Origin of the sequence: Acaryochloris sp. CCMEE 5410 (assembly GCF_000238775.2) — a bacterium.
Classification (GTDB): domain Bacteria; phylum Cyanobacteriota; class Cyanobacteriia; order Thermosynechococcales; family Thermosynechococcaceae; genus Acaryochloris.
In genome coordinates this window covers 76,418-96,344 of the sequence record NZ_AFEJ02000004.1, presented here as the reverse complement: position 1 = coordinate 96,344, position 19,927 = coordinate 76,418, and the positions used below count along the sequence as shown (strand labels likewise).

General features: G+C 43.4%; 20 protein-coding genes and 2 pseudogenes. 13 read left to right on the top strand and 9 right to left on the bottom strand.

What is annotated here, in order from left to right; all coding sequences use genetic code 11:
* Window positions 1-22: 22 nt before the first annotated feature.
* A complete protein-coding gene (locus tag ON05_RS32695) occupies window positions 23-853 on the top strand; it encodes a hypothetical protein (protein ID WP_039780955.1) in 831 nt (276 codons plus the stop codon).
* 449 nt (window positions 854-1,302) lie between these two features.
* On the opposite strand, the gene ON05_RS32690 is transcribed toward ON05_RS32695, so the two are convergent.
* Together ON05_RS32690 and ON05_RS32685 are read right to left on the bottom strand one after the other, a co-directional pair.
* Window positions 1,303-2,214 (bottom strand): cation diffusion facilitator family transporter, encoded by a 912-nt coding sequence (locus ON05_RS32690; protein WP_010476145.1) that lies wholly within the window; start codon window positions 2,212-2,214, stop codon window positions 1,303-1,305.
* Window positions 2,215-2,241: 27 nt separating this feature from the next.
* Window positions 2,242-2,409 (bottom strand): hypothetical protein, encoded by a 168-nt coding sequence (locus ON05_RS32685; RefSeq protein ID WP_201767973.1) that lies wholly within the window; start codon window positions 2,407-2,409, stop codon window positions 2,242-2,244.
* A gap of 1,114 nt (window positions 2,410-3,523) precedes the next feature.
* On the opposite strand from ON05_RS32685, the gene ON05_RS32680 reads away from it, so the two are divergent.
* The 6 genes from ON05_RS32680 to ON05_RS32655 all read left to right on the top strand — a co-directional run bounded on the left by ON05_RS32680 (window position 3,524) and on the right by ON05_RS32655 (window position 7,667).
* Complete coding sequence (locus tag ON05_RS32680; RefSeq protein ID WP_010476144.1) at window positions 3,524-4,609, top strand: tyrosine-type recombinase/integrase; 1,086 nt, start codon at window positions 3,524-3,526, stop codon at window positions 4,607-4,609.
* The gene (locus ON05_RS32675; RefSeq protein ID WP_010476143.1) at window positions 4,606-5,103 is read left to right on the top strand and encodes a phage integrase SAM-like domain-containing protein; all 498 of its coding nucleotides are present in this window, start codon (window positions 4,606-4,608) and stop codon (window positions 5,101-5,103) included. Before ON05_RS32680 ends, ON05_RS32675 begins: the two co-directional genes overlap by 4 nt.
* On the top strand, window positions 5,010-6,047 hold the full coding sequence (locus tag ON05_RS32670; protein ID WP_071826368.1) for a tyrosine-type recombinase/integrase: 1,038 nt from the start codon (window positions 5,010-5,012) through the stop codon (window positions 6,045-6,047). Before ON05_RS32675 ends, ON05_RS32670 begins: the two co-directional genes overlap by 94 nt.
* Entirely contained in the window at window positions 6,044-6,730 is a 687-nt protein-coding gene (locus tag ON05_RS32665) for a DUF6262 family protein (protein ID WP_010476141.1), read from the top strand. The genes ON05_RS32670 and ON05_RS32665 overlap by 4 nt, the downstream gene beginning before the upstream one ends.
* 282 nt (window positions 6,731-7,012) lie before the next feature.
* Entirely contained in the window at window positions 7,013-7,366 is a 354-nt protein-coding gene (locus ON05_RS32660; RefSeq protein WP_010476140.1) for a type II toxin-antitoxin system RelE/ParE family toxin, read from the top strand.
* Window positions 7,344-7,667, top strand: a complete 324-nt coding sequence (locus ON05_RS32655) for an addiction module antidote protein (RefSeq protein WP_010476138.1) — start codon at window positions 7,344-7,346, stop codon at window positions 7,665-7,667. The genes ON05_RS32660 and ON05_RS32655 overlap by 23 nt, the downstream gene beginning before the upstream one ends.
* A gap of 192 nt (window positions 7,668-7,859) precedes the next feature.
* Here the strand turns inward: ON05_RS32655 and ON05_RS32650 are convergent, their stop codons facing one another.
* From ON05_RS32650 to ON05_RS32635, 4 genes are all read right to left on the bottom strand, one after another.
* Entirely contained in the window at window positions 7,860-8,348 is a 489-nt protein-coding gene (locus tag ON05_RS32650; RefSeq protein ID WP_010476136.1) for a 3'-5' exonuclease, read from the bottom strand.
* A 121-nt stretch (window positions 8,349-8,469) separates the two neighbouring features.
* Entirely contained in the window at window positions 8,470-10,044 is a 1,575-nt protein-coding gene (locus ON05_RS32645; RefSeq protein ID WP_010476134.1) for an IS630 family transposase, read from the bottom strand.
* A gap of 244 nt (window positions 10,045-10,288) precedes the next feature.
* Window positions 10,289-10,888 (bottom strand): tyrosine-type recombinase/integrase, encoded by a 600-nt coding sequence (locus tag ON05_RS32640; protein WP_010476132.1) that lies wholly within the window; start codon window positions 10,886-10,888, stop codon window positions 10,289-10,291.
* A 146-nt stretch (window positions 10,889-11,034) separates the two neighbouring features.
* On the bottom strand, window positions 11,035-11,262 hold the full coding sequence (locus ON05_RS32635; RefSeq protein ID WP_010476130.1) for a hypothetical protein: 228 nt from the start codon (window positions 11,260-11,262) through the stop codon (window positions 11,035-11,037).
* Between the two features lie 133 nt (window positions 11,263-11,395).
* Between ON05_RS32635 and ON05_RS32630 the strand changes: the two genes are divergently transcribed.
* The 4 genes from ON05_RS32630 (at window position 11,396) to ON05_RS32615 (ending at window position 16,389) form a co-directional block, all read left to right on the top strand.
* Window positions 11,396-11,533, top strand: a complete 138-nt coding sequence (locus tag ON05_RS32630) for a transposase (RefSeq protein ID WP_010476129.1) — start codon at window positions 11,396-11,398, stop codon at window positions 11,531-11,533.
* A gap of 104 nt (window positions 11,534-11,637) precedes the next feature.
* The gene (locus tag ON05_RS32625; protein WP_010476127.1) at window positions 11,638-12,606 is read left to right on the top strand and encodes a hypothetical protein; all 969 of its coding nucleotides are present in this window, start codon (window positions 11,638-11,640) and stop codon (window positions 12,604-12,606) included.
* Between the two features lie 50 nt (window positions 12,607-12,656).
* A complete protein-coding gene (locus ON05_RS32620; protein WP_010476125.1) occupies window positions 12,657-13,727 on the top strand; it encodes a hypothetical protein in 1,071 nt (356 codons plus the stop codon).
* A gap of 364 nt (window positions 13,728-14,091) precedes the next feature.
* Window positions 14,092-16,389, top strand: coding sequence for a 2OG-Fe(II) oxygenase (locus ON05_RS32615; protein ID WP_010476124.1), 2,298 nt, complete (start codon window positions 14,092-14,094; stop codon window positions 16,387-16,389).
* An 81-nt stretch (window positions 16,390-16,470) separates the two neighbouring features.
* On the opposite strand, the pseudogene ON05_RS32610 reads toward ON05_RS32615, so the two are convergent.
* A pseudogene (locus tag ON05_RS32610) lies at window positions 16,471-16,596 on the bottom strand (XRE family transcriptional regulator); the annotation flags it as partial.
* Window positions 16,597-16,706: 110 nt separating this feature from the next.
* On the opposite strand from ON05_RS32610, the gene ON05_RS32605 reads away from it, so the two are divergent.
* Complete coding sequence (locus ON05_RS32605; protein ID WP_010476123.1) at window positions 16,707-18,227, top strand: hypothetical protein; 1,521 nt, start codon at window positions 16,707-16,709, stop codon at window positions 18,225-18,227.
* A 37-nt stretch (window positions 18,228-18,264) separates the two neighbouring features.
* On the opposite strand, the pseudogene ON05_RS32600 reads toward ON05_RS32605, so the two are convergent.
* A pseudogene (locus ON05_RS32600) lies at window positions 18,265-18,402 on the bottom strand (IS1 family transposase); the annotation flags it as partial.
* Window positions 18,403-19,000: 598 nt separating this feature from the next.
* Here ON05_RS32600 and ON05_RS32595 point away from each other — a divergent pair.
* Window positions 19,001-19,390, top strand: a complete 390-nt coding sequence (locus tag ON05_RS32595; protein WP_010476122.1) for a hypothetical protein — start codon at window positions 19,001-19,003, stop codon at window positions 19,388-19,390.
* Window positions 19,391-19,463: 73 nt separating this feature from the next.
* Here the strand turns inward: ON05_RS32595 and ON05_RS32590 are convergent, their stop codons facing one another.
* Window positions 19,464-19,751, bottom strand: a complete 288-nt coding sequence (locus ON05_RS32590) for a ribbon-helix-helix domain-containing protein (RefSeq protein WP_201767972.1) — start codon at window positions 19,749-19,751, stop codon at window positions 19,464-19,466.
* Window positions 19,752-19,927 lie beyond the last annotated feature (176 nt).

The window sequence follows — 19,927 nt, the reverse complement described above, 5'->3', positions numbered from 1 at the left end:
CTTCTACCGCTCTCTGCGTCGGATGGGAACCATTGCCCTGACGACCACCCTAATGCTGGGTGGCTGTCAAGCCTCGGGAGATTCCCATTCTCTAGACGCCGCCACTTCTCCAGATGCTACCGCTTCAGGGTCCGGGACGCTGCAGATAGCGGCCAATGGTGAAGACTTTGTTCGCCAAGGCTTCACCTCTAAGGATGGTTGGCAGATCATCTTTGATCATGTCTACGCCCATTTGTCTGAAATTAAAGCCTATCAAACCAATCCCCCCTTTGACCCCGATACAGAAGCACCGCTGCAGCCTACCTCTGAAGTAACGCTGCCTGCTGAAACAGTGGATCTTGCTGCAGGAGATGAAAACGCTGCTCCTGTGTCGGTGAGCGAAACAGAAGCACCTGCAGGGCATTACAATGCTCTAGCCTGGAAGATGACTCCGGCTGAAGATGGGCCTGCGGCGGGGCAGGTGCTGATGCTGGTGGGGCAGGCAATCAAGGATGGCAAAACCGTTGATTTTACGCTCAGTATTGATCGCGAGTTGGCCTACACTTGTGGTGAGTTTGTTGGTGACGAGCGCAAAGGTGTCGTTGAACCCGGACAAACGGCAAATCTAGAAGCCACCTTCCACTTCGATCACATCTTTGGAAATGGAGAACTCCCGGCTGATGAAGACCTCAATGCCTACGCTTTGGGGTTTGCACCCTTGGCCGCATTAGCTGAGGAGCAGACGCTCAAAGCAGATTGGTCCACGCTGAAGCAAAAGCTGTCTCCCGATGCGTTCCAGACACTAGAGAAGGCATTGATCGGGCTTGGGCATGTCGGCGAGGGCCACTGTCGATCAGAGGTTGTCACGTCATAGAGGTCAGGGCAAAGATTCTGAACTGGGCCGCTGGGATGGATGGCACAGACTAAGGTGATTTCTTGGAAAGAAGATCCTTTGTAATTGGGCTTAATGAGGCATATCTTCTTAGCTTTTCTTGGCCTTCTTTTCTGTATTGGCTAGAAGCTTGCTGATATGTAGTCAAGTTTACAATTTAATCTTGTTTTGAGATGTAGCCTTTTAACCGAAGAACGATAAGCAATATCTAGTGTTGAAGCATCAATGCTTTATTTAGATGTATTGCTCTAACAGAATGAGTTTATCGCCCCATCTCCACTACTCTTTCACACCCTGGCTACTCCTAGCCAGGGTTATTTCTTTTTAACTGGAGGTATTGCCACAAAGATTTATGTTGCCTAGATTGAAGTATAGACTTAGGGTGCCAGGTCGAGGGTCTGAAGAGTGGACCCACCAATCTTGAATTTGACTTAGGGATGGTGAGACCGATCTAGTTCAGCATCTTCCCATGACACCGGATCTTCTATCGGCTCTAAGTGCGTCATCACATGAGTACCGGGTAAAGCAGTCATAATCGATTGCTCCAAGGTATCGCATAAATCATGACCCTTTTGGACTGTCCAATTTCCCGGCACCAGAACATGAAAGGAGACAAAATTGCGAGCCCCAGCTACTCGGGTGCGGAGGGCATGAAACACAATTCCCTGGGCTTGGTAGGCCGTTAAGGTGGCTCGAATAACGGCTTGATCAGACTCTGGCAGAGCACTATCCATAAGTCCTGCGATGGTTTCCCGAATGAGCTTAATGGCTACCCAAACAATATGAACTGCAACCAGCAAAGCCATGATGGGATCGAGAATCAACCAACCCGTGAGTTTAACAATTATCAAACCTGCAACAACGCCCACAGAAGTCCATACATCTGTTAACAGGTGCTGGGCATCAGCACGGAGGGTAATAGAGCGCAGCCGTTTTCCTGCTCGCAGCAAAATCCAAGCCACTCCAGCATTGACCAGTGACGCAATGATTGATAAGCCTAGTCCCAGCTCTAACTCCACAATAGGCTGAGGATCCATTAATCGAGGAATAGCAGTAATCGCAATGCTGATAGCTGCCACTAAAATCAGGAGTCCTTCTAGACCACTGGAAAAATATTCGGCCTTTGAATGGCCAAAGGTATGTTCTTTATCTGGAGGTTGTGCTGCGACAGTTAAAGCCCCAAATGCAGCCAACGCTGCAATTAGGTTTACGCTAGACTCAGCCACATCCGAAAACAACCCGACGGAGTAAGTGAGCTGATAGGCTCCAAACTTCAAACCCATTGTGATCAGGGCTGCAGCAATCGATAACAAAATATAGAGTCGGGCAGCCTGACTGCTCATAGAGTTCTTTGAAACTTAGCTCTCATATCACCGGGCCTCAAGTTTGTGGGCAATATCTATGGCTACGGTCGGATCATCAGAGGATAACAATATTGTCGCATGTCCTAGCTTACGTCCGGGTCGAGCTTCTGTTTTGCAATACCAATGTACAAAAGCCTTCGAGTTTTTCTGGGCAGACCTACCGGATGATGTCACTGATTGCTAGTTGGCGAAATCTAGGGTTGCCTGGAGTACGTCACGGTAGCTTCAGATAAAAAAAGACAGCTTCGGTAACGATAAGCTGTCGAGATCTATTTTGCTGATGTGTTGATGAAGCCAAAGAAGTTATCTGTACTCATCACTTCTATAAGCGAGGATACCCCGGTCAAGTTGAATAGTGACAAAGCTGGTGAAAGAGTTTGGAGCCTTTTCACTTAAGTTTGCTCAGACTCAATTGCATCAAACAGGGAATGGGGTATTTTGATAGTTTCAGATTATGGAAAAGGGCAATCTGTGGTGACATAGGTTGCCCTGACATGATTGCTGTTCACAATCAGTTTGAAATTTTAACACAGGAAAGAATACGGAAGCTTGCATAGCTCTGTGACTTCAGTTCGAGGTGATAAAGTAACTCTGCTACATTTATCTACCGTGGTAAATTAAAGGTAGTTACAAGACCCGATAACCTGGTCAGAGTAAAGCTTAATATCCCATGAAGGCCAATATACCTTTAGGTAGCAAAGTGGGTCCATCAGACAGAGATTCAAATAGCAATAATCAACGACTTAAGCAAGCTGAATCACCCAACTAGTGATGTAGATATTCTTCCTAGGGAAAACTATGACCAGCACCTATCAAACGAACTGGGAGAATTATTGGACTCAACTTTTTGATAGTGGTGAACGGCCCTTGAGTAGCAATGGAACAGGAACGTACGCTAAGGCTGAAAGCTTTATATAGAGTAGATTTCAGAGGCCGTATTTTTTACTCTAGAAACTGTACCATTTAGACTTTAGGTTAATTGGTACAGAAAAAGGGAACGGAATATCAAGGGTTTCAGCCCCCTTCTGCCGGAGAGGTTTAATTGGTACAGAAAATTTAGGTGCTTAGCGTACATTCCTGTTCGAATACTACTCACACCCCACTTACGTCTATACAAATGACCTAGATGGTACTCGCTCAATGATTAACTTTTACCAATTATATGTAGTCGGATTTTGACTGTCTTCACTGTCTACGCCGTTGGCAAAATAGGCCGTTTTCATACGGTAAAGACACATCTATAAGCATCTGTCTTTACCGTACAGAGAGTAGTTAGCGGACTCTCTCTATGAAGGTTCAACGCATTCGATTACCGGGCGATTCCCTCACTTGGATCGTCCTGGATCAAGATCATTTACCTATTCGGCCCATTCAGTCCTATCTGCACTATCTGCAGAATCTGGAATACTCCCCTAATACCATTCACAACTACGCCACTCATCTCAAGTTGTTTTGGGAGTTCCTGCAGCAAGTGCAGTTAGATTGGCAACGTCTGACCTTAGAGCATCTGGCTGATTTTATTCGGTGGCTCCGATGGCCTCACATCAAGGTCATTCCCTTACAACAGCAGTCGGCTAGACGTTCCGAGCGAACTATCAACACAATCCTATCAGCGGTCTGTGGGTTCTACGAGTACCAAGAACGAGTCGCCAGAATAGATAATCTCAAACTCCATCGACTCCAATTTCAACCAGATCAGCAGTACAAACCCTTCTTGCATCATCTCAAGCAAGACAAGCTAGTGAAGCGAAGATTGCTCAAGCTCAAGGACCCCAACTACTTGCCGAGAATATTGACACCAGATCAGATCAAGCAGCTGGTTGCTAGCTGCCAATGTGGGCGAGATCAGTTCCTCATTGCTCTGCTCTATGAAACAGGGATGCGGATCGGCCAAGCTTTAGGGCTACGCCACACGGATATCCGTTCTTGGGATAACGAAATTGTGATTGTCCCTCGTCGCGATAACACCAATGGGGTTCGGGCTAAGACTCTCCAGTCTTACACCATCCATGTCTCTAAGCAGTTGATGCAACTCTATGCCCAGTATTTGAGCACAGAGTACCCTGAGGTCGATTCGGACTATGTGTTTATCAACATTTGGAAGGGGCGCATCGGTCAACCCATGACCTACTCAACGGCTGTGGATCTAATGCGGCGACTGAGAAAGAAGACAGGTATCCATGTCTATGCCCATCTATTTCGTCACACTCACGCCACTGAACTTATTCGCAATGGCTGGGATCTGTCCCTCGTTCAGAAACGATTAGGCCATACCAGTATACAAACCACAGCTAACACCTACATTCACTTGGATGATGCTGACCTTAAAAAAGCCTATCAGCAGTACTTAGAGCAACAGGAGCAAGCAAAATGATTCCAGATAAAATCACTACACAAACTAACTTTGATGCTGAATATGACAAGGATATTTGGGCATTCGAAAATCTGGGGATTCCTCCGCTTCAAACCACTGGAGGGCGCTCTTTTAACTTCAGTACGATTGAACCCTTGTGGCTACGACGGGCGGCTAAGCAATATATCCGTTACAGCTTAGCCACACTAAGGCCAGGGTCTGCTTTGGCTCGTCTCACTTCCCTCAAGAGCTTCGCTCGCTTTCTCAATCAATACCATCCACAACTACAGCCTGAAGATATTGATCGCGCCTTGGTTGTTGAATATCTCGGGTTCTTGAGTCGTCGAAAGTTGGCCAATGGCAGTAGGGCTATGGCTATTGGTGGCCTCAAATCTTTTCTGCAACTGAGTGCTCAGAATCAGTGGTTATCCCTGGCCACCCCAGCGTTGATCTATCAACAAGACTTTCCTCAGCAAAAAAAACTCTGCCTCGCTACATTCCCCCAGAAGTTCTGACTCAACTCAAGCAGAATCTGAAGTTTCTGCCCCTCAACTACCGAAGCATGATTCAAATGCTGTTGGAAACAGGCCTACGCATTTCTGAACTGTGTCTGCTCCCCTTCGATTGCTTGGAGCAAGACAGTCAGGGGGATTGGTGGTTGCAATACAACAACTTCAAAATGCATGAAGAACAGCACAAACCCATTTCTAATGCTCTAGCAACCGTCATTCTGACTCAACAAGGCTTTATCAGAGAACACCTGGGGACCCAATATCACTATCTGTTTTGTTCCAATCAAGCAGCCCCTCGTTCTAAAAAATGTCGCCTGATTGATGGCTTTTTCCGACCCGTTGCCAAGCCCCCTTTAGGAATGATTTTGGCTAAAGCCCTCAATACTCTCGCTCGTGAAAAAAATATCTGCAATGCTGCCGGTAAACGCTGGCATTTTCAGACCCATCAATTCCGGCATACCGTGGGTACGGCTCAAATTAATCAGGGTGTCCCCCAACATATTGTCCAAAAATACTTGGGCCATAAGTCTCCTGATATGACTGGGGTGTATGCCCATCTCCATGATCAGACGCTCAAACAGGAATTTGCGAAGTTCTATCGCAATACGGTTGATGTCATAGGAAGGATCGTTGAACCCAATTGTCCTCAGCTCGATGGTGTCGATTTGCAGTGGCTCAAACACAACATTTTGGCCCAAGCTCTCCCCAATGGCTCCTGTGCTTTGCCTGCACCTGCGCAAGCTTGCCCCCATGCCAATGCTTGCCTGACTTGTGCCCATTTCCGCACCACTGCGGCTTTCCTCGAACAACATCGCACCCATCTCGAACAGGCTGAACAGTTTATTGCCAAGGCCCATACCAATGGATGGACCCGCCAGGCCGAAATGAATCAACAGATCGCTGAGAATTTACGCACCATCATTCAAGCTTTGGAGGGGGATGCATGAACCGCAATACCAAAGGGTTACAGCAAACAAATCAGCAAAAACGACTTGATGCTTTTGCCAAGGTTGAGCGAGCGATTAAGCAACTGTCACGACAGCAGTTACCGATCAATTTTGAGTCTGTTGCTAAGGCTGCAGGGGTAAGCCGCTCCTGGCTATACAAACAACCAGATCTCAAGGAACGTATCCTGCATTTAAGAGAACAGCAAACCTCTTCAGATTCCCCACCAATTAAAGCTTCTGACTCATCTAAAGATGCCATGATCCGCACCCTACGCCAGCAAGTCCAACAGACCAACCAGGAGAATACAGTGCTCCTAAAACGGATTGAGGTTGCCTATGGTCTTGCGTATCAAGCTGCTCCAGAGGCACTAGCAGCAGAAAATCAGCAGCTCACTCAGGAGACTGAAGAGTTAAAGCTCAAGCTGAATCAATCACTCCAGGATAATCAGGTTTGGAGCCACAAGAACCAGCAATTACACAACAAAATCAGGGAGATGCAAGCCCAACTGATTGCTATGGAAGCCCTTGATGCAGAAATAGTCCAACTCAAAAAGCAGAATCAGCATTTGTTCAAGAAGTTGATGCAGCTTGAGTCAGCAGAGTGTTCTAAAAACTCTCAAAAGATTGCTAACGATAAGAAGCAAGAGCCTCCTCTATCAGATTGGTCGAAGGTAGAATTCTAAATTTAACGCCTATCATTTACTGTTCCCTGCGAAACGAAGTGGAGCAGAACGGAACAGTAAATGATAGGCACTTTTTCTCACTATTGAGCTGATAGCAGGCCACGGTGAACACATGTATTCACCGTAAAACCCTTTCTATACAAAGGTTCTAGATTTTAGCTATATATAATACCAATTTCTTAATGACCTCTTCTCGCTTAACATCACCATCACTAGGATTTTCCAAAGCTTAATTGCGTACTATAGTACGCATATGATACACCTGAGTTAGAGAATCCTGTCTTGGCACCAACAGACCAATCTAAACAAGTTCTTATCTATGCAAATGCTGATGGTAATGAGCCGTTTACTCTATGGCTCACAAAGTTACGAGATACAGTGGGACAAAAGCGCATTTTTGCCCGTCTTCGCCGCCTTGAGCAGGGAAACTTTGGTGACTGCAAACCCTTAGGAGATGGTGTCTATGAGTTACGGCTCTTTTTCGGTCCAGGATACAGAGTTTATTTCGGTGAGGACGGAAGCACAATTGTGATCATCCTTTGCGGTGGAGATAAGAGCACCCAAAACCAAGATATTGAAACAGCAAAGACTTATTGGAGAGACTATTTAAGCAATGCGTCAACTCAGAACGCTTGATCAGATCGAGGAAGACTACTTTCGGCAACATCCTGAGGAAATCGAAGAGTACATATCTATCATTTTCGAGGAATATGCCAAAGATGATAATATTGGCGCGCTTCTCGCTTCTCTACGCACTATAGCCCGCGCACAAGGTATCACAGCAACTGCTATTGCAGCCGGAATGACAAGAAAGGGGCTGCAAAAAGCTCTCTCAGAACAAGGTAACCCCAAATTCGAAAGCGTTAATGCTATCTTGCATGCTCTTGGCTACCAACTAGCACCTCAAAAACTTATAACCTCAAACATAGAAGCATAGGTACAAAAATCTTTTAAAAAATTTCAGTTATAAATATTTAATTCCCTGATTGATTTCTTACAAAAACAATCAATAATTAGTCAATAATCAAGTCTTAGTCTACACAATAATATATACTTAGGCTTAAACTAAAATCAGGCTAATTAGAATTTAAAAAGCATCAAAATAGTTTACACACTCAATAACCCATCACTAAATCTGCTCAGAAGCAATGACAATTTGAGCGCAAGCTTCAGCATCAGATAGCGCATAGTGATGATCCAATTTAATATTTAGATACTCACAAACATTAGGTAGCTTTGTTGGATAAATATCCCAGAGTTTACGAGATAGTTTTACTGTGCAAATAAATTTATTTTTCGGCTTAGAAATCTGATGAGAATCACAACATGCATATAAAACTCCTTTGTCAAAAGAAGCGTTGTGAGCAGCAATGAAATCTATATTACTAAATATACATTCAATAGAAGGCCATATCTGACCAAAGTTTTTCTCTAAAGCAACATCACTCCAACGAATACCATGAATATAGGTAAATTCGAAAAACTCCCTTGGTGGGCGAATAAGAGAATAGTATCTCTTAATAATTTTATTGTCCTCAACTCGCACTAATCCAAGCGCACATGCACTATCTCGGCCACGATCCGCCGTTTCAAAATCTAAAGCGACAAAAGTACTCATCTTAAAACTGTGAATCAGCTTTTTGAATAGCTCATTTCATAATACAATAACAGATTAATTTGTAAGCATTGTATGCATTATTGTACTTCATTCTTTTTAAACTATTCATACAAACTTTTTACTATCTCCATCGAGGATCTTTACAGTTATTACTCTCACTAAATACTGGTTTTACGATCTCATTTCCCCATATCTTCTTGCCTGCACGTTTAGGGTTTTCCTTAAAATGCTGATTCCTTTCATCGAAGTATCGATCAATAGCTTTCTTACAATGCTCAATAGATTCATAGTTGCTATTGTGCAAAATCGCCTTAGACATCCCACTAAATACAGATTCAATAACATTTAAAAACTGTGCGCCAGATGGAAGTGGTGCAAGTTTTACTATTGGTGTTTTATTAGTATTTCTGTAGTCTTTTTTATTGACTTCTTCTACATACTTATATAACTCTTGAGATGCATGCCATGATGCAGCATCCCATGAAATATATATACAATTTTCATTTTTATATTCTTCCAATAACAATCCTATAAGTCTTATCATTTCTTTAGTATTCTTCTTTTCAGAATAAAAATGAGAAACTTGATTAGTCGATAACTCAAGTGCAGCAGTAGCAATCAAACTTCCTTTACTCTTTTGCCATTGTGGAACAGTTCTTAATTGACCTGGAGGTGTCAATACCTTACCTCCGTATATTTTTACTGAAAAGGGGCCAAATTCATCAATGGAAAAGAATTTTTCATTAGATCTTAAATTTGACAATATATCTTGAATAGCCTTGAGCTTCTCTTTATATGCTGGATCTGAACTAGTAAGAACTTTTTTAGCATTTCTGTAAGAGTATCCAGCATTTTTAATGATTTTTCTGATGTTATCTTTAGATACTTTAAATCCCTTCTTTTTCATGATTTGATATACATCACTTTGTCTCCAGCTTGTCCTATTTATTCCATGAATCGCTGGAGGGGAATGAATTATTTCAAACACTTTATCTATATATTTTTTGTTATCGGATTTTTTTATATTTGAATATGAAAAATCAAATAGCTTTTCAATTCCATCAGTTTTATATATTTTTATATATTTATTTATGGTATCTAATCCTAAAAACAAATATTCTGATATTACTTTCCTATTTATATCACTCATAAATGCAATAATTGTTACTGCTCTATTTCGATGACGTAATGGTCTATTTAAAAGATTGTCAATTAATAATTCAATCTCTTTAGAATTGAATACATCTAAAAGATTCTTTTTAATCTCTAAATTTTCTATTTTTCCTTGAATTAGCATATGCATCCATTCTTCCTCATTTCGTTCCTCTTCTTTTACAGAAGATGGAGGAATTAATAATCTAACTTTCTTTATAAGATCATATGCTGCTGTTTTCCCTCCTAAATATCCTTTTAGCCTAAGTTTTTCCAGGATTTCTTTACCCTTTAAATATCTACCTTCAACTTGTTGAGAATATTTTATCCATTGCAAAATATATTTTTCATATTTTGCAACTTGACTTGGCCTTCCCAAATTTTTATTTTTACATACTTCTTCATCTACTATATAGTCAACTTCTTCTTTCTTAATTCGAGAAATTGTTCTTACACTAACACCAGTAATTTCACTTATTTCCTTATTTTTTACCTTATAGGAGGCTAATCTTTTGATCGAAAGTCTTAATTCATTGGAAATCATTTAAAAGTATAAGTATTTTATTCAATCACTGAGCTTTTAATTCCACATCACAATAACGAAAGCCTGTTTAAAATTATTGAGAAAAACTCTGCAAATCAAGCACTGCATACTACCATTCTTTACGAATACATTCATGTCTAACAAGTCTTCAGTGCTTTTGAATTGTATTTGCTGATCTTAGAACAAAACTGAATTCAATTATGGCCTTTGATTCTTATCGATTTCTATTAGTATTCTTGTTGCTCTACAACTCCATCTCAAAGATTCGTGCCACATCCTTCGGCTGAATCCCCAGATAAGCCATCGTCTGCTGCTGGGACTTATGCCCAAACGCTTCCATCAGCAACGGAATCGGCGTATGCCTTTTATACTGCCAATACCCCCACGTCTTTCTTAGCGTATGACTGCCATAGTGACCCTTTAGCCCCACAAACCGACACCAGCGCTTCACCATATTCGTCACCGTCGGCACCTGCAACACCGGACCATGCAGACTCCAGAACAGATAATCCTCATCCTCAAAAACCCGAGACCTCAACAACGACTGAATCACCGACACTGCCTTAGAATTGAGCGTCACCAACCGATACCGGTCCGTCTTCGACTGCTTCAGATCAATCACATCCCCCACCCCCAGATAACGCACCTGGCCCGCCTTCAAAGACAGCAGCTCATTCGCCCGATAGGCCGTATTAATCCCCAACGTAAACAGGCACAGATCCCGAGGACTCCCCGACAACAGCTGCTTAATCCCCGAGATCGCCTTCTTCGTCCTTATCGGCTCCACCTTAATCGAAGAACCCAACTTCGGATGGTTTGGATTCGACCCCTTCGGCAACGGCATAACCCACCTAAAAAGCAATTAAGTTATTTCCCCCTAACCCTATAACTTAATCACCTCTTTTTCCCTTCCCACCCAGACAAAGCCCCAAACCCCCTCCCTATCTAAATCCCACACACCATAGAGATGATTAACTAATGAGACAATAGTTAATCACCATAGATTTCAGCTAGGGCTTTCGCCAGCCCATCATCTAAGTCTTGCAACGCCTCATCTAACCCTGAATAGCTATTCTGCCCCTCCCATACCATTCCACCCATATCTATGGCCCGGACAAATGAGGTAAGAGGGCTGTCTTGGTCATATCCAATTTCTATATATCCCTCATGCTCATTAACCCAGCGGTCAATATTGGGATAGCTATCTTCAAAAGGCATTTTCATCTTCCAACCAACAAGCTAAGGGTATCAGTGAAATTTTGGCAGCGAGTGATCGCTCAAGAAGGGGTTTAGGACACATCCCTTTACTTGAAAACTGAACAAAGATTATGCACAAGATTAAAAGGAATGAGTGCAAGATATCTGGGTCAAGACTTTCCAGAGCTGGGAAAATCATCCCATGTGGACTTGGGCATATTTTGCTTCAACAGCGGGTCAAGTCAGCATTGAGACTATCAAAATGTATATTGAGTCTCAAGGGAAAAACTGACGGCACTTAAAAGCACAAACTCGTTTTCTATCCCGCCCTTGAAAGCCCACCACATTCAAGGGTGGGATCTTTGGTAAGTCAAATACCGTTCAGGAAGAATTATCATGGCATCCTCAGAAAAACGTAAGCAGCAAATTATTAACGACTTTCAGCAAATTCTGGCTGAAAGAGAAAATATTGACCTGAAAATCGCCACCAAAGCAGAGGAAGTAGCAAAAAGCGAAAACCAGCTTATTGTTAATACCGCATCAACCTATACTAGCGACGATATTGTCAAAGGTCTGGCAAACCTTCAGATTGAATTTGGTGGTATTGTCACTAATCTCTCAGAACGCTTAAGAGCAGAATTAACAAAGCTAGATGAGTTAGAGCAGGCCATTGAGATTGAAACTCAACATCTTAAAGAACTACACCAAATTCGTATTGTGGCAGATGCGCTACATCTAATCACCCAAGAGCATCAGGACTCTTTAAGAACCCTGGAACAAGAGACAACTGAACAGCGAGAGTCATTAAGACAAGAGATGACTGAACAGCGTCTACTCTGGCAAAAGGAACACACAACATATGAGACAGCCCAGCAAGAGCAAAACGAATTACTTATAAAAGAACGGCAACGCCAAGAGGCTGATTACCAATACAACTTAGAACGAACCCGTACCATCGCAGCCAATGAGTACGAAGAACAAAAACGCAATCAAGAACAGGAACTACAAGAATCAAACCAGGCAAAAGAACAGGAATGGTCCGAACGAGAAGCAATTTTAGAAGAAAACCTATCTCTAGTTGATGAGTATCAACAGCAAGTCCAGCAATTTTCAACTGAACTAGAGGCAGCCGTCACTCAAGCAAGGACAGAATCTGAATTAGCTGCAACCCGATCTGCTGAAGTCAAAGCAGAACTTATAGAAAAAGAGTGGGATGCAACACAACAAGGTTACGAATTTCAAATTCAATCTTTAGAAACACAGATCCAACAACAATTAGCACAAATAGAAATTCTCCATACTCAACTGCAAGATACCCTCAAACAATCACAGGCACTAACGATTAAAGCTTTTGGTAGTAGCTAAATTCAATTTCAATACTGCACTCATACAATATCTATATTTGGATAGTAACAATGGTAGATAAACCCAGCGATCGTAACACTAAATCTCAGATTCTATCAGCCTATGATGATTTACTAACTGAATACAAAGCACTTGAAAAACAATTACAACAATTAAAGCAAAAACCTCAATCGATTCAAGCTGTATCATCAAAATCTGAGGTCAAGGAACCCATAATCACAAACAAAATGGCAGGTGCAATTGATACCTTGCACAAACTGCAATTAGGATTTGGAACTGCCATCAATGAATTATCAGAAAAACTCACATCTAAAGCTGCTCATCTTCAAAGCTTACAGAGTTCTATTTCTGATGAATTACAGCAACTGAAAGATCTTCATGATCTTGAGGATATTCAAGAGAATACGCTAGACAACTTAGTTCAAACCTATACAAATAATTCTAAAACATTCGAAGCAGAACGTAGTAACAGGCAAATCACACTGTCACTAGAAATCCAAGATTTACAGCAAGCTTGGGAAAAGGAGAAAGAAGACCACCAACACTCTACAAAAGAACGAGATGAAGATCAACGCAAGACTCAAAAGCGAGAGGCACAAGAGTACGACTACAATCTAAACCTTCAACGCAATTTAGAAGAAGCTGAATATGAACAAAACCAGAATATTTTATATCAACAACTAGAAGAGATCAAACAAACACAACAGAAACAATGGGCAGAGCGAGAAAGAGAACTTTCCCAGCAAGAACAGGATTTTGAGGAACTTCAAGCTCAGGTCAAATCTATACCGAAAGATAAAGAAGCAGCAATTAAACAAGCCATAAAAGCAGGTCAAGATAAGGTCAACTATGAAGCCAACATCAAGGCAGATTTAAGAAACAAGGAATTAGAAGGCAACAAACAAGTATATGAACTGAGAATTAAATCTCTTGAACAAACTATTGAAAAGCAGGAAGAACAGCGCCAAATTCTTTCCAAACAGCTAGATGCAGCTCTCAAGCAGATTCAAGACTTAGCAGTCAAAGCAATTGAAGGAACATCCAATATTCAGTCCTACCAAGCATTCAAAGACATCGCTATGGAGCAAGCAAAAAATCCAACAAAAAGCAGCAAAGTTTGACCTTAATCGGGTTGAGGGGACTCTCTCGGTCATATCCAATTTCTATATATCCCTCATGCTCATTAACCCAGCGGCCAATATTGGGATAGCTATCTTCAAAAGGCATTTTCATCTTCCAACCAACAAGCTAAGGATATAAGCGAAATTTTGACAGCCAGCGATCTCTGTAGATATTGGCCTCATTTTCTATAAGTCAATCCTATTAATAATTTCACTAATTTTCGGGGTGTCAAGCCATTGAGCTAATTTACGACATCCATGCCCATCAATTTAAAGATTATTCCTTCCAGGTAAACAAGATAGAATTCTTGCAAGGCAAACCTTCTCACAAACAGGTTTGCCCACTTTTATAGCAAGCCAAATTATGTCCTCCATCACGACTGAACTACCCAAGATCCTGAAAACAGTTCAGCAGCCTGGTAATTTTTATACCTCTGGCATAACTGAAATTTTTACACCACACATGGAGGTCGAAGGAGTCGGACCGATAGCTCTGCCGCTGCTACCCGCTCAGGCCGAACAACTGGTCGCTGTTGCTGAGCAAGCACCCTACGGACGTGGCGAAGAAACCCTAGTTGATACTGAGGTGCGGCGAACTTGGCAGATCAGTGCCGATCAAGTTCAGATAGAAGGTCGACATTGGCCAAAAACCCTGAAATCTATCGTGGCTCATGTCACTGAGGGATTGGGAGTTACCAATAAAGTGGAGGCTGAACTTTACAAACTCTTGGTCTACGACGAAGGCTGTTTCTTCGTGAACCATCGCGATACTGAGAAGGCACCCAGAATGTTCGCCACCCTCGTGATCGTGCTTCCCTCCCTTTATACGGGCGGAGAACTGTTAATACGCCACCAGGATAATGAAGCACAGCTCGACCTAAGCTGTTCAGATTTCTCGGAGATATCCTATGCGGCTTTCTATGCCGATTGCATTCATGAAGTACTCCCCATTACCTCGGGATGTCGCTTGACCCTTGTTTATAATTTGCTGCGACGAGGCAAGGGAAAACTCCCTAAACCCCCCAATTATGAAACCCAACAAACGAGTGTGGTGAAACGCTTAAACCAATGGATCTCAGACAAGGAATTACCAAACAATGACTCACCTGAAAAGCTGATTTACCCTTTGGAACATGCCTATACTCCCGCAGAACTCGCATTCGATGCTCTAAAGGGGACTGATGAAGCCATATCATCTGTACTTGTGCCTGCGGCAAAGCAGGCTGAGTGCGACATCCACCTAGCGCTGGTTTCCATCAATGAAAGTGGTAGTGCCGAACATACTGGCTATTACGGTTCGCGTCGCCGCCGCAACTACTGGTATGACGATGATGATGATCCTAGCAACTTTGAGATTGGTGAAATCTATGATCGGAGCACAACCCTCACAGAGTGGCGACGACCTGACGGCAAAGCCACAACACTGAAAACCAGCCCTTTCAAGGAGTCAGAACTCTGTCCACCTGATATTTTTGATGGAATAGACCCCGACGAACTGGACTTCGAGGAGGCGACAGGTAATGCAGGGGCATCGTTCGAACGAACTTACCAGCGGGCTGCACTAATTCTATGGCCAAGAGCAAGACGGCTAGCCATATTCAATCAAGCTGGACTGTCCGCTACACTGCCTTACTTGGGTGACCTAACCCAGGCTTGGCTCGAAAGCGGCGAAGAATCTGACTCACCCCTCTGGAAACAAGCCCATGAACTCACCCAACACATCCTACAGACATGGCCACAAAGTGGTGCGCACACCACTCGGCTAGGCTATACAAGCCAAATGCTAAACCTCCTGACTCAATTGCAGGATATAGATGCTATTCATACCTTTCTAGCTGATCTCTCCGCTACAGGTATTTACGGAAAGGAGGACAACAAGGCTCTAATTCAGGCGATGAAACTCCTATCGTCCTTAGAAATCGCCAAATTCACTGAGCAGATTATTGCTCAAAATTGCACGGACTCCCTCAGTGCCTGCGGCGAACTCCTAGCGCTTAGCATCAAGATGGCATTAGACACTAAGCGCACAATCAATCTCGTTCCCGCTGCCACCGCACTCATTACGGCTCTACCAAGTGACCCAGCTCCAATGCCTCAACTCCCAACCTGGCAACGCTTCTCGCAGGTGGAGTCTGACTTCATTGTCGATCTCCTAAATGCTCTAGGCAAAATTGATACAGTGTTAGCTGACCAAGCAGTCGAGCACATCTTGGCATGCTCCAAAACCTACGGTTTGGATACTGTGCTTATCCCTGCTGTTCTAGTTCTAAACAAGAAGAAAAAAAGTAGGAAGATCGAGGCGGTTGGACGCCTGAGGGAAGCATGTCTAATCCATCTACGCTCGCGTATTGCTGAACCACTAGCACCTCCCCAGGATTGGACGCGGGATAAGCTCCCCACTTGTGAGTGTGCTCATTGCAGTGAACTCAGTCTCTTTTTGTCTGATCCTGATCGCGAGAGCTGGACCTTCAAGGCCGCTGAATATGCACGCAACCATGTCAAAAGCTCAATTCGTAAGAGCGGATGTGATCTGAACTGCACGACTGAGCGTAGCGGTCGTCCTTACAGCTTGATCTGTACTAAAAATCAGGCCAGTTACGAAAGGCGAGCGCAACAACGCAAAAAAGATCTTGCAAATGTGGCACAACTCGATGTGCCGTAGATCTGAGCAGCCTGACAACGAGGGAATGACCGTAGCTTTGGATCAATGAATCATGAACAGCAAAACTAACACACAGCGATTTCAGCTGCTAAAAGCAACCTGATGATAAGGCTCACCTGTTTGATGAGGGCTGATCTCAATCGTAACCTTATGCTCCAATCGTTTCAGGAAGTCGAGAAGTTTATCCATTGAAAAACGGCTAAAGTGACCATTCCCTAGTGGTCATAAGTCGGTGTAAAGATCGGTCTCTCTCAAGCGAACGATAAATCAGGGACTTCGTGTTAGCGTTACCCTACACTGGCAGCAGGATACAGGTAATGGGAAGTGAAAACGTCGAGACTCAGTTCGACACTCAAGCAGTTGAGATTCATAATGGCGTACTCACGGTGAAAGCCACCATAGAGGTCCGTTACGAAATGCCCAATCAGGATGCTGATCTCCCCCAGCATCTGGAAGCTCACATTGAGACTGCTGGCCAGCAAATTAAGCGAGAGTTGTTTAGAGAATCCATCCAACGTGCCGATCTCGAACTGGTGCTTGAGCAACGATTCCGGAAACAAGAAGGTAGACTGTACCGGAATGGGTCCAAAGTCTATACCTTCAAGACCATTTTTGGCACCGTTGCAGTACCCCGCATCCGGTTACGACAATCAGTAAATGGCAAATCATTGCTCCCCTCTGCTGATGCATGGCAAACACCTCAACAAGTCTTTCTTACCCAAGGATTACGAGATGCAGTCTGTGATGGACTTCTTAATCAAACCACTTCTCAAACCCTTGAAAGCATTGAGGAGCGGGCAGGGGAGACAGATTTAATCGCTCGTAGTAGCATCCTCAAAATCGTCCACCAAGAAGGTGCTGCCCTTCAAAAAGAAACGGAAGCGCGGGCAATAGAGATCTGGGAAAAAGATCCAGCCGCCGCTTCAATTTTTCAAGTGAAGGCTCCTCATTTATCCATTGTGCCTGACCTGGAGGAGATTATAGAGGTCGCTCCAGATGAGAAGTTGGAGGAGTTGGAAGAGTTAGATTTCCCGGTAGGCTTTGCTGGATCACCGACCGTAGTGGAGGCAATCAAGCGTGACCAACCTCGCCAAGTGGATGCCGGATGGGTGATGGTGCAGCCAGATGAAGTCAAAGTTAAAGCCCAGGCTACAACAGGGCGCAAGGAAATCTGGCACTATACTGCAGTGGTCATGACGTCGCTCAAAAGCTGGTACTTTAGTGCGGAAACTTCAGCCAAATTATGGTTTCAGGTCGGGGGTTTATTAGCGCTTTTGGGAGTACATCGCGGTGACCTCCAGTTGATGGTGCTGGGGGATGGGGCCAAGTGGATCCGTAACTGGTTTGAAGCATTACCAATCGACAATAAGGCTATGATTCTGTGCTGGTATCACCTGGCCAAGCGGTGCAAACAAGAACTCGGTTCTGCGTGTCACGATAAAGCCCATCGCTTGTCGATTCAAGGGAAGTTACTAACCCAGTTGCGGACTGGAAAAATCCAAGAAGCTGTCGATAGTTTGTCTGCTCTACGGGGGCAAATGCGCAATGAGGACGCATTGGATACCTTGATCGACTATTTGGACAATCGACGACCTTACTTACCCAACTACAGTAAGCGCTCCAGAGCCGGGTTATGGATTGCCAGTAACCGAGTCGAGAAGTTTAATGATTGGAGTGTCGCTGCCCGATGCAAACACAAAGGTATGAAGTGGACCGCTCTAGGGGTGGCTGCCTTAGCTTCTTTGGAAGCTCTGAGTCGAAATGGAGAGCTTGAAGTATGGAGAAAGACCAGAACTCTTCCCGACTGGAAGCTTGAATCGTTTGAAGAAGCTGCTTGAGATAGGCTGATCTTTACACCGACTTATGACCACTAGGGATCTGACGGCGATAATAAAGGGTATCAAAGGTCTCACTGAAGGTTTGGTGACAGTGGGGGCAACGGTAACGTTGGCTGCCTTTACTGGTTTTACCGTGTTTGTGGGTTGTTGGATGATCACATAGAGGACATTGCATCAGCGGATAGGAAAACTCAACTCCCTATAGGTTTAACAAACCCACTCTTTTTTGATGCACGACCGTAGAAGGGGTTTTGTGGAACAACCCCCAAAAGTGACGATTCTGAAGTAGGTCTGCCCTGAAAACATCCATCAAGCGTTTTCGAGCAAGGGAATCAAGTTCAGCAGAACCGTTGCAAACACTAGGCTTAAAGTCTCTTCATATTATTCAACTGTCTAATATATCAAGAGTTAGGAGACAGCCAAAATCACCCCAAAAACACTGTCTATTAAATCGTTAAATCCGAGTTAGTAGACACTACTGTCTATTAATCGATTTAGGAGACATCATTAGAGGCAAAAACTGCACGAGCGTGGGTTTTCATGCTGGGGATTTTATACCTCGATAAGTTTTAAGGCCGGATCAACAACCCAATTCATCGCAGAATCGTCACTTTTGGGGGTTCTTCCAAAATACCCCGTAGAGAATCAGTTGACTTCTCAATATGAGAAGTACATTTTTACTAAAATCTACTGAGATTTAGGGATTTCTTTATTGCTTGCTGTCTTTCTCAATGTCAATGTGGAACTTAATCAGGTTTGATTGTGGGTGAGGTATGAAGAAATTACCTTTCTGTATTCGAGCATTAATCGCTCTGTTGCTCCTTACTGGGTGCAGCCAGCAAATTGGCCCATCAAAGAATGAAATCGTTGAGAACTACGATGAATCTCTAGTTTACAGCGGAGCACATTTAAAAGTGTCTAAATTTGATATTGAAGACACTGAAAATCTTGGAACTAAAACCGAGCCTGAAATACACTCAAGATACAAAGCGACTTTTAAGCTTGAAACATCTTCGCTCCCTGACAGAATGAAAAAATCATTTAAGGATCGCGGCTTAGACAAAAAAGATCTTCGTGAAATTCATGGCATCGCTATATCTCGTAGATCAGGAGACGAATGGGTAACGACCTTTAATGTTGAGTCAGAAAAGAGCCTGTATTAGAGCTTGCACCGACTATGAGTCGCAAGTTTTTACACGTATATCGGCTTGACCTCGTATAGGGTGAATATTCGGACTATGCGATAGGCGGTTTTCCATAGTTCGCAAAAAGTAAATTAAGCGCTTCACCCAGTAGCTTTTGGTTTGTCGTATCATTTTCCAATGCAATCAGCTTGAGCTGTTTCAGAACTTCCGGTGCAAAGTGCCCTCCAATGGCACGAGTCCCCTCTCTCACAGGTGCCCTACTTGTTGAGAGCTTGGGTTGTGATTCGGACTTTTGCTCGGCAGTTTCTTCTGGCAAGTTAGTGTCGTTACCTGCTGCAGCTTGCATTGAGCTTGTCAGAGATTTCTTTTTAGTAGGCATACTCTAGTTTTTCCCGGCGTATCTAAAATTAAACACTTATACATGTATACATTTAGGTATTCTTATATGTAGACATGTAGAAATACTTGCGACTCCCAAATGAATCTTCGTAGACGTGTAGACATGCTATCTTGGTTTGCTTGCTATTCTATTGCCTGCAAATTAGCCATGATTAA

Bases quoted from the DNA above. Each gene is read 5' to 3' on its own strand.
- ON05_RS32695 (WP_039780955.1), top strand. From the start codon at position 23: ATGGGAACCATTGCCCTGACGACCACCCTAATGCTGGGTGGCTGTCAA.
- ON05_RS32690 (WP_010476145.1), bottom strand. From the start codon at position 2,214: ATGAGCAGTCAGGCTGCCCGACTCTATATTTTGTTATCGATTGCTGCA.
- ON05_RS32680 (WP_010476144.1), top strand. From the start codon at position 3,524: ATGAAGGTTCAACGCATTCGATTACCGGGCGATTCCCTCACTTGGATC.
- ON05_RS32675 (WP_010476143.1), top strand. From the start codon at position 4,606: ATGATTCCAGATAAAATCACTACACAAACTAACTTTGATGCTGAATAT.
- ON05_RS32665 (WP_010476141.1), top strand. From the start codon at position 6,044: ATGAACCGCAATACCAAAGGGTTACAGCAAACAAATCAGCAAAAACGA.
- ON05_RS32655 (WP_010476138.1), top strand. From the start codon at position 7,344: ATGCGTCAACTCAGAACGCTTGATCAGATCGAGGAAGACTACTTTCGG.
- ON05_RS32650 (WP_010476136.1), bottom strand. From the start codon at position 8,348: ATGAGTACTTTTGTCGCTTTAGATTTTGAAACGGCGGATCGTGGCCGA.
- ON05_RS32645 (WP_010476134.1), bottom strand. From the start codon at position 10,044: ATGATTTCCAATGAATTAAGACTTTCGATCAAAAGATTAGCCTCCTAT.
- ON05_RS32640 (WP_010476132.1), bottom strand. From the start codon at position 10,888: ATGCCGTTGCCGAAGGGGTCGAATCCAAACCATCCGAAGTTGGGTTCT.
- ON05_RS32635 (WP_010476130.1), bottom strand. From the start codon at position 11,262: ATGCCTTTTGAAGATAGCTATCCCAATATTGACCGCTGGGTTAATGAG.
- ON05_RS32625 (WP_010476127.1), top strand. From the start codon at position 11,638: ATGGCATCCTCAGAAAAACGTAAGCAGCAAATTATTAACGACTTTCAG.
- ON05_RS32620 (WP_010476125.1), top strand. From the start codon at position 12,657: ATGGTAGATAAACCCAGCGATCGTAACACTAAATCTCAGATTCTATCA.
- ON05_RS32615 (WP_010476124.1), top strand. From the start codon at position 14,092: ATGTCCTCCATCACGACTGAACTACCCAAGATCCTGAAAACAGTTCAG.
- ON05_RS32605 (WP_010476123.1), top strand. From the start codon at position 16,707: ATGGGAAGTGAAAACGTCGAGACTCAGTTCGACACTCAAGCAGTTGAG.
- ON05_RS32595 (WP_010476122.1), top strand. From the start codon at position 19,001: ATGAAGAAATTACCTTTCTGTATTCGAGCATTAATCGCTCTGTTGCTC.
- ON05_RS32590 (WP_201767972.1), bottom strand. From the start codon at position 19,751: ATGCCTACTAAAAAGAAATCTCTGACAAGCTCAATGCAAGCTGCAGCA.